Below are 12,784 nucleotides of genomic sequence, written 5' to 3' on the forward strand. Positions count from 1 at the left end.
TGAGAGTTGACATTGAAGCTGTCCGATAAGAGTGTCATCCCGCATCCCGAAGCGTCAGGACGGGATCTCCTACCCCCAATACAGGCCGGAGATGCCGGATCGGGGTTCGGCATGACAGAGTTGGAGATGAGTTTCTTCTTTCACACCCTTTTTGGACTACCTCCCGGCAGAGACTCAAACATTAGCGAAATCATGAAAAATCATAAAACTCCAATGCACGTTCTTCTAACCGATGATGATGAGGACGACAGGCTTATTTTCAAAGAGATCCTGGGTGAGATGGACAGGAATATCAACCTCCGGATGGTGAATGATGGTAAACAGCTGATGGATTACCTGACAACCGAAAATAATCCACTCCCCCATATTATCTTTCTGGATCTCAATATGCCGAATATGAGCGGTGTAGAATGCCTGAAGGAGATCAGAAGCCATGAGAAGTACAATGATATCTCCATTGCAATCTACTCTACGTCAACATCTAAAAAGGATATCGATGATACATTTTATCACGGAGCCAATATCTACATCACCAAACCGGCTGCTTATAGTGAACTAAAAAAAGTATTGAAAAAATCTCTTTCCGTTGTTCGTTTGAACCTGAACTCTGAATTCGACAGGTCAAATTTTGTACTTAAAATTTAGTTTTCGATACCCTATTCTTTATGCGCTTATTTAAAATCCTGTTCTTATTAAAGAATTACAGTGGGCTGTGTTAGTTCGCATTTCTGAGCGTTGGACAGAGTCTTTTATTGAATTGGTCTGAAAATATAGATCAAAGGATTATCAATCATATAGATAGCATCATTCAATTTTTTTGTGTAAGAAATGCGGGTTACGGTCAGACTTTCCCCAGGGACAGCCAGCCTTAAATAGGTGCCGATCCCAACACCTGGACATCCAAACCCGAAATGCCATGGGTGTTAAACAATTGTTTTTATTGGGTAAACTATTGTGTTTTAACAGGATCGGAGGTTAGTCATTCTAACCACGAGCGTTTTACAAAATAAGGAGGCTCACATAATCTCAATTGTGAGAATAGTACATACAGTTTTATTATTCCAGCCCATTGGAATATATGGTTTCTTATTCTAATTAAACGGTATATATTAGAATAAGGAATAGTATAATCCAGCACGTTAGAATATGGAGAATATAAAGTACCACAATCTGGCTCTGCTGCCTCCCGAAGAGGAGGTACAGCCTCCGCTGAAATTAATTACGGAAGCCTATCATGCCATTGGAGAACTAAAGGGCAGAATGTATCGGGATGTGATTAATCCGAACCTGATTGTGGGCCCGTTGTTGAACAAGGAAGCAGTAGCCAGTTCAAAGATTGAAGGTACCCAAACCACTGTTGAGGAGATCTTGCGTTATGAAGCCGAAGGCCAAAAGGAAGATGATCCTGAGATTAAGGAGGTCTTAAATTATCGGCAGGCTATTTACGAATCAATTGATTACCTCAAGAAAAAACCATCGGGTGAAAACCTGATTAAGGCCCTGCACCACACCCTGCTTTCTTCGGGTCGGGGAAAAGAAAAAGATCCCGGCAATTTCAGAAGAACAGCCGTTCATTTAGGTAAACCCGGCAGGAATTTAGATGAGGCCGCATACATCCCCCCGAAACCGAATGACATCACAGGACTGATGAAGAACTGGGTAGAATTTGTGCATAATTCTGAACTGGATTTGCTAGTAAAGGTGGCTATTTCTCATTATCAGTTTGAAGCGATTCATCCTTTTATGGATGGTAATGGCCGGGTGGGAAGACTTATGATTCCTATTATTATGTATGAACATGAGATGATTCCCTACCCCTATTTTTACATTAGTGATTATTTTGAACAGCACCGGTCGGAGTATTATGATGCACTGCGGCTCGTTGACCGAGAACAAGATTGGGATGTCTGGGTAAATTTTTTCCTGATTGCAGTGAAAGAGACAGCCATACAGATGCAGGCAAAAGTGGTGAGCATGTACGATTTGTACGGACAGGTAAAAGAGGAAATTGTAGCCATGAACTCTCAATATGCCCAGCTGTTTCTTGACTTACTTTTCGAAAGACCTATTATTTCTGTTAAGGACATCCAAAAAAAACTTGAACAACCCAGTACACAAACCATCTATAATTTGACAAAGAAATTTGAAACTGCCGGAATAATCAGAGAAATAACTGGAAAGAAAAGAAACCAGGTTTATGCCTTTGATGCCCTGTTGGATATCATCAAGTAACCTTTATTCCACCCTGTTTGACTATGGGATCTCTTAATCTAAAAAAAAAGAAAGTTTGAATATGGCAGACAGGATGTTGTCTGTGTAAAATCTAAATAATTGAGAGTCAATGAATAATAAAAAGTGGGTGCCAAGCAGATAATGCTTGAGCATTCTAATGCTAAGGTAAAATTATTTTTACTTTTTTTATCGATTTGCTTAAAAACCACTATCACCTGTTGACTTTCCTGGAGGTAAAAGATTAGAGAATATTTGGAAGCAAATATTTGAAGATGAAAAACCAAACGCCGAGAACCAAGAAATCTTCATTAAATCAATATATAAAGCTTTCAAAGTGTGAGTTCATCAAAATAAATGAAAAAAATTTCCAAAATAGTTATTCAATTCCTGATTGGTGCAGCTGCAGGTGGTGGTGGAATGGCACTCTATTTTTATTTGCGGGATCTGCTTCAAATTCAGTCGGTGAGCTGGCCTGAAGTAATTATTATTCTAATTGCGGCGATTTTTATAGTGGTTTTAGTACATGAAATAGGGCATTTCATCGCCGGAAAAATGGTTGGTTTTTCATTTTATATGCTTACCGTTGGACCATTTAAAATTCAGAAAATTGGCGATAAAATTCGACCCGGCATTAACAAGCATCTGAATACTGGAGGTGGGCTAACCCTGATGGTGCCACGTCAATCATCCCCCGAAAATTCGAAAATGTACTGGTATATCGCAGGAGGCCCGGTGGCAAGTTTTACATTGGGAATCACCACAATGTTGATCCTTTTATGGTTCGCAGGTTCAACTGAATCACCCGGTTTTGATGTTGCTTTATATGCACTCTATACTACTGGTTTTGTCAGTTTTGTGATAGGCTTTACTTCCATCATTCCAACAGGTAGTGAGGTATTTGAAAGTGACGGTAATCAAATTCTTGATCTTTATAGAGGCGGTGAAAAGGCGACCATCAAACAGCAAACGATGTCGCTTTCTGTTACAATCTGGAACGGCACCCGCCCCCGTGATATTGATAAAAATCTACTGGATTCTGTTTTACTGAAAGCTGCATCAAAAACCAGCACTCAAGCACTTAATGCCCGATTAATTGCTGTCTATTATCATCTCGATAGTAAGAAAATTGATGAAGCTGAAGTTATTCTAAACTCACTGATTAAAGATCTTGAAAAGAACAGTAACACCCTGTTAGAAGGAACCGTGTTTATTGAAAAGGCATTTATCAGCGCAGCCTATCGCAGGGATTCCAAAACAGCAAAAACGTTTTTTGAAAAAGGGAAAAAAGGTTTTGTAGAATATCAAACAATTGCGAGAGCTGAATCTGCACTTTTGATTATTAATGGTGAAATAGAAAGAGGAATGGCACGTGCAAAGCAAGGGCTTAAAGTTGCGGATCATTCAATGGACAAAGGAGGTATCATTTATGAAAAGGAGATTCTTAAACAACTTGCAAAGGGAGATCTTCCAGGTCAGGTTGTGGCTAACTAAAGATGGCTGAATAATTTATGACGATATTTTCAAAAATTGGTTACAATACCTTTATTTAGTGTTTAGAACGAAGCTTTATAAATTAACCAGATAAACCTGACTGTAAAACTTTAGTATGGATAGCGAAGTCGCACAAAAATTTGATTCTTATCCCGATTACATCAAACCGAAGATGCAAAACCTTCGCGATTTAATTTTTGAAGTAGCAGAAACTACTGATGGTGTGGGGAAACTAAACGAGACGTTAAAATGGGGTGAGCCGGCCTATTTACCTTCAAAAAAGAAAACTGGAACGACAATACGAATCGACTGGAAATCTAAGAGTCCTGAGCAAGTAGGTATGTATGTCAGTTGTAATACTACGCTGATTGATACTTTCAGAACCATGTTTGGGGATGACCTTTCGTTTGAAGGAAAGCGGGCAGTTGTGTTTCCGGTTAATGAGCCAATCCCCAGAAAAGAGTTGATGATTTGTATCAGGATGGCACTTCGATATCACCTGGATAAACGCGAATAACAAAGTAAGGCGCGGAATTGACCGTAGAAAATTGATTGGTCCGAGTAGTAAATCCTTAAATCTAAAGTAGGCCTGTATTCCTATTATAAATTAAAAACCAACACGTTTTGCCACTTGAACAGGTATCAATTTTAAGGACTGCATTGCTCTAATGTGAAACGGAAGGTTTACTTTATTGAAAAATGTATTCATATATGCCTTAACCTGTTCTGGAGGAAAATCGCGGTCTCTTAAAACGGCTTTCAAGAATTGATTGCATTTGATTATGGTATAATCCCGAAAAGAATGAAGTTTATCCCCTGTAAATCTGTTCTGAGCACATTCATATACATTTGTTGCACATTCAATGATATCAGGTATCTGCTCAGTTTTTACATTATTGCTGAGTGAACCCGGCCGCTGAAAATACAGGTAATTTTTCTTTGTATAGTACAATATATTCGAACTGTAAACCATGCATTTCATGGTGAATTCCTGATCTTCCAGTACTACTCTGCCTGGAGTGAAACGAATATGGTTTGATTGCACAATAGAGTTTTTGACTACTAAATTATGCATATATCCGCTCATTTTATTCTCGCGAATTAAATCCACCGGTGTACTTAGACTAATTTCATAATCCGGGTCAGGTGCCGGATCTTCATCTCTTGAAAATACTTTTCTTCCTTTCAACCGAAACATATCTATGTCAACATAATTATTAAGCTGTTCTGCCAAATCTGACAACATGTTTGGCAGTATCCAGTCATCTGCATCAACAAAAACCAGATAGTCACCTTTAACTTGGTCAAGGGCTACGTTTTTAGCGGCAGTCAGGCCAACATTTTCAGATAATTGAATCAGCTTAATTCGTTCGTCTATGGATGTAAATTTTTTAACCTTATCAGAGGTACCATCCACAGAGCCATCATCAATTATAATCATTTCAAAATCGTCGAATATCTGCCGACGAACGCTATTGATGCATTTTTCAATTCGGTCTTCCTCATTATATGCGGGAGTTACTATACTGAATTTCATGTATTATATTAACTGATGATTGTTTTTTTGATTAGTCCTGTCAAAGACCATTGAAGATTCTGAAATGATCTTCCCTGCAAAAAGCGAGTTTTTCAGTATTAATTTGAAGAAACCTGGGTATTTATTTAGCCCTTATTTGTGGGGATATGTTTGCGGTATAGCAGCCGTACCGAAAAACGAACAGTAATGAAATGAAATTGATCCGAAGTTACAAATTAAGATTTTGAGATAGTAAAACGCTTAGCGACTTATTCACTCTATTGTAAGGGATGTATTTCTACCCTTTTATTGAGCCGTTGGTTTTTTATACAGCGTAATTCAAGGAATCTTACCGGGTATCAGTAAGATCCATATTGTTTGGGAAGGACAGTGTATAGAAATAATCACGGGCGGTCACCAAACCTATACTGCTTAAACCAGGTTTTTCAGAAGGGCTGAAAGATCCGCGGCATGTTTGTGGCGATCAAATCTCTCTTTCACAAATTGGAAGGAGTTCGTCGTAAGGGCCCGGCGTTTTTGATCATCGGCTTTGAGTTTTAAAATTGCTTCAGCCAAGAGATCCGCATCTCCCGGAGCAACGGTTACTGCAGCTCCGCTCTCTTCTCCAATCACCCTCAGGGCTCCTTTTGCGGATGTGATGACCGGCACTTCGCAAGCCAGGTATTCATAAAACTTAACGGTCACAATAGACTCCAGCGCAAACCGGTTATTCACGGGGTTCACGGCGATATCAAACGAAGAGATATAGTACGGAATTTGCCGATGCTCCTTTAGCCCAACCCACTGCACGTTTGCCGGCTGATATTCATCAAGCAGATACTGCAGCCGATTGTTTCGCCCGCTGTCGCCCACAATGATAAACTCAATATCGGGGTTGGTCTCACACATTTTTGCCGCACGGATCAGCGTATTCAGATCGTGGATGAACCCGAGTGAGCCCACATAACCCACTCTGAATTTATTCGGGTTGATCGGTTCATCAACCCCACTCTGAACATCGGTTTTTTTGTGAAACAGGTTCAGATCCACGCCGTTTGGGATAACGACGGTAGAGGTTCCCGACGCTCTTTTTTCAATTATTTTTTCGGATGCGGGCGTGACAGGGATCAATAGGTCGGCTTTTCGATAAAGCCATCGCTCCAGGTAGTTGCCGATTTTTACAAAGAGTGTGTTGTTCTCAAGCGCCTCTTCATTTACAACTGAATCGGGCCAGATATCCCGTATTTCAAACACAAACTTTGAGCCAAACAGCCGGGAGAGAATACATCCGGTGATTCCGGCAAAAATAGGAGGAGAGGTTACGTACACCACATCGTATTTTTTGGGATGCATCAAACAAAACAGCAGACTGCTGATCATAAAAGAGAGAAAAAACGTAATCTGCTGCCAGAAATTCCGCCTCTGGTTTGCCTTAACCCATACCCTGTTTATGGTAAGCGTATCGCTGATCTTCTCCGTGTAAGCCCATTTATCTTTAAAATTATTCGGAATATTGCCGGTGGGATAGTTCGGGATTTCACATACCACATCTACATTCCAATCGTCGCCGGAAAGAAAGCGGGTAATCGCTTCGCTTCGAACGGCGCCGGCTCCGATTTCCGGCGGATAATATTGTGACAGATATAGTATTTGTTTCAAAATAGCATGCCCTAACGTCTGATGGCTACATAGGTGGTCACTACAGCGGTAATTGTTGATACCGTGGTGAGCACCAGCTGCAGATTGCTTCTCCTCAGGTTTCTCAGCTGTATATCGTAACTTCTGGATGCCTGGAGTTCATCATAAGGTACTCTGTCCACATAGATGATATCTCCTGACTGTAATCTTGTTTCATCCGGGTTTTTCCATGCCCGGCTGCCCGATTTTATGATGAAAACCCGCTCGGTGTCGGCGGCAATCGTCATTCCGCCTGCTTGTTGCAGATAATCCTGCACACCCATCGACTCATTAAAAGAGTAGGTTCCGGGATTGTTTACTTGCCCATAGAGTACTACTGAATTAAAATCTTTTGGAATAAAAAGCCGGTCACCATCATTGATAACAGTCTGTTCAAGCTCATCGGGATCGGTTAAATCTACGTGAACGCGGTTCTCCGTATTCAGCTGATCCTCCTGCTGAAGGTACTCAAAACCCTGGGCAAGCTGATCGGAAGTTCGCTGGAGCTCCGCGACATTAAAGTCGATCGAAGGTCGTACGTTGCGTGTCTGAACCGGAGATCGCACAATGTAGGCGCTCTCACCCAGTGCGCTGCGGGTCATGCCCCCGGCCGTTTCAAGAAGCTCCCTGAGTGTGGTTTGCCTGTCCTGAATTGGAAAGTTTCCGGGAAGAATTGCCTCACCGTACACCCATGCAGAATAACTCCGGGCATCTTCTTCGAGATATGGAATAACGACTCTGTCATTCGGATAAAGTTCAAAATCCTGGCGGTTTTCATCCGTCAGTTCAAGATCAAGCCTGCTGGTTTGCTGATCTTCTGTCCGGTGAATAACCACCCGGCTTTGATCCGCCTCTTCCAGGTAACCGCCCGCCATGCTGATGAGGCGTTCAATATTATCCGCTTGCTGATATTCAAGTTGATGCGCAGAATAAACCGCGCCTGAAATAGAAATGGTTGGAGAGGTTTCCGATACTCTGGGTATGCGAACCTGGTCTCCGCTAAAAAGATAAGGGTTAGAGTCGGTATCTCCGTCACGGAAATAGCGGATCAGGTCTCCGTCAGCACGGATTGCGCCCCCATCACGCGTTACAGAAACGTTGCGGAGTGAATAATTTCGAGAGGAGAGAAGGGCTTGCTCAACTTCGCCGGGGTTCACCTGGTTCGGATCTACCGAGCCGGTATTCAGTGCGGCGTGTACCACAGCATCGAGCCGGGTACCTGCCGGCACGATATAGCGTCCGGGATAAGGGATATCGCCATGAACGTTTACCATTACGCGGCGCGGGCGATCAACGGTCAGTTTTACTTCAAATTCATTCAGTTCTTCAGCCAGGGCAGATTCAATCCTGTCGCGCGCCTCGCTGATTGAAAGGTTATTGATATCCACATTACCAACCATGGGAATATACACCTGGCCTTGTGAATTAACGGCGAGGCCACGTGCACTAATTGGGACCGTTCCGGATATATCTACAGAGAGAACATCCTGGGGACCCAGACGGAAATTTTCATCTTCCAGATAATCAGAGGCGGGTATCTGGCGGTCAAGCAGCTGAAGACCGACCTGGTCCACAAAGTAAATCTGATCTGATCCGATAATACTCTGAAAGGTGCCGGGCTGAAATCTATCTGATTGGCCGTTCTGGGCATTTCCGTTCTTACTCAACAGAAAAGAGAGCAGAATCAAGCTGCTAAGTGCTAATAGAATGCGATAAAAATGCATAAACCTAAACTCGATTATTTAAAATGGCGCAAGAAATTCTTGAGTTTTTATAGCCGAACAACCCACCTGCTGTTCGTTTATTGTGCAAAATAGCAGGCAGTTCATTCCTGATTCAGCCTGATTAAGATAACGAAGTAAATCGCTCATTGCACCTTAAAGCTGTGTAATTTATTGAACCGGATATTGAAGTTATTCACCTTCACTGACGACTTCGCCATTGATTAATACCCGGGTAACGGTCGTTGTGTATTCAAACGGATCGCCGGTAAAGAGAACCAAATCAGCCTGTTTACCCTCTTCAATGGATCCAATGGAATCTTCAAGGCCTAATACTCTTGCAGCATCAATTGTTAGTGCGCGGATCGCCTGATCGTGAGCCATTCCGTTCGCAACGGCGATAGCGGCCTCAAAATGGACAACTCGTGTTTTTGGCACATAAGCCTCGTATCCGCTCTGAAATAGAACTGTAATGCCCGCATCAGCCAGTTTTCCTGCGGTTTCGAATGAGGCATTTTCCCCGTCGCCACCCAGCCGCATCATGGTAGGATGAATAATAACCGGTACATCCGCCTCTTTGATTTCATCCATCACCATATACGCTTCTGCAGCGCCATCAAGCAGGAGTTTGAACCCAAATTCCCGCTGCAGTCTCAGGGCCGTGAGGATGTCCCTGGAGGTGTGAGCGGTAATCAGGGCGTAAATTTCTCCATTCAGAAGCTGCGTGAGCGCCTCCATTTTAAGATCACGGCTGCCATTCTCGCTCCGGTCGTTGTACTCCTGCGCCCGGATCAGCTCCTGCCGCAGCATGGCAATGGCTTTCGACCGCGTACCCGGATTGTCGAAATTATTTCTAACCACAGCTCCGATCGTCATTGCAAGGGCCGTCGTGGAATCGACCAACGCCTGGTCAACCGTTGTGCCAATTGTTTTAACGATCATGGTCTGGCCGCTGATCACTGCGCCGGGACCGTGACCGGTGTGCACGGTTGTAATTCCACGGTCGCGCAGTACTCCGACCAGTTCATCGCGGGCGTTATACCCGTCAATGGCCCTCAGCTCAGGCTGAATGGCACCGGAGAGTTCAAGCTGATCCTGATCATCATCCACATTGTAAATTCCTGCCAGGCCAACCACAGAATGGGCGTCAATAAAACCCGGAGTGACCACCGGGGCCTCAAGGATCTCGTAACCGGATGGTATTTGCACACCGGATTCCGGGCCGACCTCCTCAATGATACCGTCTGAGATCAATACTACGCCGTTGGCAATCGGTTCACCTGTTGCAGTGTACACCATTTCGCCTTTCACTGCGATCTGCTGTGCGTTTGCCTGATATACAGCGGTACAAATCAGGAGTATTGAGAGCGTGGCAAATGGCAGCTTGAATCCGGAAATTGCTGTTTTCATCTTTTTTGATAGGTTCATCTTATTTCCCTCCCTCATGTGAATGGTGGTGGCCGGATGATCCGGAAAACACTCCGTCACCTCCGGTACCAAACTTTCTGTCATCCGGGTTTTCGCGGTCCCATTCCAGTTTTCCATCAATCCAGGTCTGCTGAACCTGCGTGTAAACGCTGAACGGGTCTCCATTCAGTATGATGAAATCAGCATCTTTTCCCTCTTCAAGCGACCCGATTCTGTGGTCCAGGTCCATCATCCGGGCATTTGCGATAGTCAGCGCCTCAAGTGCCTTCTCGCGGCTCATCCCGGCACGCATTCCAAATGCCCCGCTTCGCAGAAAAAGCCTCGAGTCGGTTATTGGGTCATCGGTATGGTACGCCACATCTGCACCTGCCGCCTCCAATTTCGGCCCGATTTCATAATCCAGGTTAATAGCCTCATGTTTTCCGCCGGGAGAATCGAGCACAATGATGGATGCGGGATATCCTGAAGCGGCAATTTCTTCGGCAACCTGTCCCCCTTCACTTACGTGATGCAGCACCATCCGGTACCCAAATTCATCCGCCAGCCGAATGGCCGTTAAGATATCATCGTGGCGATGCGTGTGGTTATGCACAATCCGCTTTCCTTCCAAAACTTCGATCAGCGTTTCCATCTGTAAATTTCGCGGCGGCAATGCGTCGGGATCACCATTCGCCGCCTCTACTTTGTCGCGATACTCCTGCGCCTGGATGTAGAGATTTCTCACCATGGCTGAAGAGCGGGCCCGGGTTCCGGGAAACGGACCGGATGTGCGTATGGAGTTGGTACCGTTCGCCATTTTTAACCCGCCGTAGATGCCATTTTCCTCATCCGAATAGACGAGCATATCCTCAATTTTGTTCGCCTCTTTCAGCTTCACATACACCGTCTGGCCGCTCATCAGGTGCCCGGACCCCGGCATAATATTCGCGGTTGTTACCCCGCCCGACAGTGCTCGTTTAAACGAATCGCTGGTTGGGTTAATGGTGTCCATAATCCGAACATCGGGATGAAGCGCAGCGGATCGATCACCCCCATCTCCTTCCCCAATATGTGAGTGGCTGTCTACAAGGCCTGGCATAATCACCCGGCCCGTAACGTCAATAATTTCGGCGCCGGAAGGAATCGTGATGCTTGCTGATGGACCTACGGAGGTAATCTCACCATCCTGGATAATCAGTGTGCCGTTCGGAATAGGATCGCCTGCTACCGTGATTATTTCAGCGCCCTGAAACGCTTTCGGCTGCTCTTGTGCAATGGCTGCTGTCGCTGTAACCAGCATGGCCAGCAATACTGTAAAAGTGGATATGTATCGCATAAAGGAGAATCGATTCGTTAAAAAAGTTTCTCAATTGTACTATAAATTATTGAGCATCAAAAATGGAGGAGAGAATTGTTTCAAAAGGCAAGTGGCGATGCCAATACTGAGGAAGGAAGCTGCCGGATCACACGATGCAATCCGACAATTTATATTCTTAAGTATTTATTTTACTGCATCTGAAAGCGCATCAACAAAATCGAGCTGCTCCCAGGTAAATTCATCACGGCCGAAATGACCATATGCTGCCGTTTTCTGGTAGATCGGCTTTCTCAGATCAAGCCGTTTAATAATGCCGGCTGGAGTCATATCAAATAATTTATTTACCACCCGGGCCAGTTCAATGTCGCTCACTTTGCCGGTTCCGTATGTATTTATGTTGATGGATACCGGGTCCGGCACCCCGATCGCATAAGCGATCTGCACAAGGCACTCTTCGGCCAGTTCAGCCGCCACAATATTTTTTGCGATGTGGCGGGTTGCATATGCCGCGCTGCGATCTACTTTTGTAGCATCTTTTCCGCTGAATGCGCCGCCGCCGTGAGCTCCCCGGCCTCCATACGTATCAACAATGATTTTACGCCCCGTAAGTCCGGTGTCGCCGTGCGGGCCGCCAATCACGAATTTCCCGGTTGGATTGACGTGCAAAATGGTATTTCCATCAATCAGATCCTTGGGTATCACAGCTGATACAAGATGCTTTTTGATATCTGATTTAATCTCGTCCTGCGAAACACCCTCATCATGCTGCGTTGAAAGTACAATCGTATCCACCCGTTTAGGCTGGTTCTCATCGTCATACTCAATGGTAACCTGGCTTTTACTGTCAGGCCCGAGATAAGGCATCAATGCAGTTTCTTTGCGAATATGTGCAAGAGTTTTCAGCAGCTCATGAGAATACTGCAGAGACATCGGCAGATAGGCATCCGTTTCAGAGGTGGCGTATCCGAACATCATTCCCTGGTCGCCGGCGCCTTCTCCTTTATCTTCTTTTGCATCCACGCCCTGTGCAATTTCGGGACTCTGCTGGTGGATAGTGGTGAGCACGCCGCATGAATCGGCATCAAAACGATAACTCGCTTTCGTATAGCCAATATCGCGAATGACTCCGCGCACGATCTCCTGAACATCCACGTATGAATCGGTTGTAACTTCACCTGATACGACGGCCAGGCCGGTTGTGACCAGCGTTTCAACCGCAACCCGCGATTTTGGGTCATCGGTTAGCATAGCATCGAGAATGGCATCAGAAATTTGGTCGGCAATTTTATCGGGATGCCCTTCAGAAACGGACTCAGAGGTAAATAAATTTTTCATTCAAAAATTGACTGCTTATTGGATTTAAAACGGCAGTAAAAGTACAAAATATTCTTTTGATTCACACAGGCAGGCAAAGATTATCAC

The 12,784-nt window shown here is 44.5% G+C and carries 10 protein-coding genes; 4 read left to right on the forward strand and 6 right to left on the reverse strand.

The features are described from left to right. The first annotated feature begins 192 nt into the window (after positions 1-192). From DYD21_RS00360 to DYD21_RS00375, 4 genes are all read left to right on the forward strand, one after another. On the forward strand, positions 193-645 hold the full coding sequence (locus tag DYD21_RS00360) for a response regulator (RefSeq protein ID WP_199535429.1): 453 nt from the start codon (positions 193-195) through the stop codon (positions 643-645). A gap of 501 nt (positions 646-1,146) precedes the next feature. Continuing rightward, positions 1,147-2,232, forward strand: coding sequence for a Fic family protein (locus tag DYD21_RS00365; protein WP_116030735.1), 1,086 nt, complete (start codon positions 1,147-1,149; stop codon positions 2,230-2,232). Positions 2,233-2,586: 354 nt separating this feature from the next. Next, complete coding sequence (locus tag DYD21_RS00370; RefSeq protein ID WP_116030737.1) at positions 2,587-3,723, forward strand: M50 family metallopeptidase; 1,137 nt, start codon at positions 2,587-2,589, stop codon at positions 3,721-3,723. A gap of 115 nt (positions 3,724-3,838) precedes the next feature. Beyond that, positions 3,839-4,240 (forward strand): DUF1801 domain-containing protein, encoded by a 402-nt coding sequence (locus DYD21_RS00375; protein WP_116030739.1) that lies wholly within the window; start codon positions 3,839-3,841, stop codon positions 4,238-4,240. Between the two features lie 90 nt (positions 4,241-4,330). Here the strand turns inward: DYD21_RS00375 and DYD21_RS00380 are convergent, their stop codons facing one another. The 6 genes from DYD21_RS00380 to metK all read right to left on the reverse strand — a co-directional run bounded on the left by DYD21_RS00380 (position 4,331) and on the right by metK (position 12,697). After that, positions 4,331-5,260, reverse strand: a complete 930-nt coding sequence (locus DYD21_RS00380) for a glycosyltransferase family 2 protein (protein ID WP_116030741.1) — start codon at positions 5,258-5,260, stop codon at positions 4,331-4,333. A 411-nt stretch (positions 5,261-5,671) separates the two neighbouring features. Then, positions 5,672-6,898 carry a glycosyltransferase family 4 protein gene (locus DYD21_RS00385; RefSeq protein WP_116030744.1) on the reverse strand — a complete coding sequence of 409 codons (1,227 nt, stop codon included), beginning with the start codon at positions 6,896-6,898 and terminating at the stop codon, positions 5,672-5,674. 11 nt (positions 6,899-6,909) lie between these two features. Then, the gene (locus DYD21_RS00390) at positions 6,910-8,640 is read right to left on the reverse strand and encodes an SLBB domain-containing protein (RefSeq protein WP_116030746.1); all 1,731 of its coding nucleotides are present in this window, start codon (positions 8,638-8,640) and stop codon (positions 6,910-6,912) included. 189 nt (positions 8,641-8,829) lie between these two features. Continuing rightward, a complete protein-coding gene (locus tag DYD21_RS00395; protein ID WP_116030748.1) occupies positions 8,830-10,047 on the reverse strand; it encodes an amidohydrolase family protein in 1,218 nt (405 codons plus the stop codon). Positions 10,048-10,066: 19 nt separating this feature from the next. Beyond that, positions 10,067-11,380: an amidohydrolase family protein gene (locus DYD21_RS00400; RefSeq protein ID WP_116030750.1), complete on the reverse strand. Its 1,314-nt coding sequence runs from the start codon at positions 11,378-11,380 to the stop codon at positions 10,067-10,069. 165 nt (positions 11,381-11,545) lie between these two features. Further along, complete coding sequence (gene metK, locus DYD21_RS00405) at positions 11,546-12,697, reverse strand: methionine adenosyltransferase (RefSeq protein WP_116030752.1); 1,152 nt, start codon at positions 12,695-12,697, stop codon at positions 11,546-11,548. Between the last annotated feature and the right edge of the window lie 87 nt (positions 12,698-12,784).

Origin of the sequence: Rhodohalobacter sp. SW132 (assembly GCF_003390325.1) — a bacterium.
In the GTDB taxonomy this organism is placed as follows: Bacteria; Bacteroidota; Rhodothermia; order Balneolales; family Balneolaceae; genus SW132.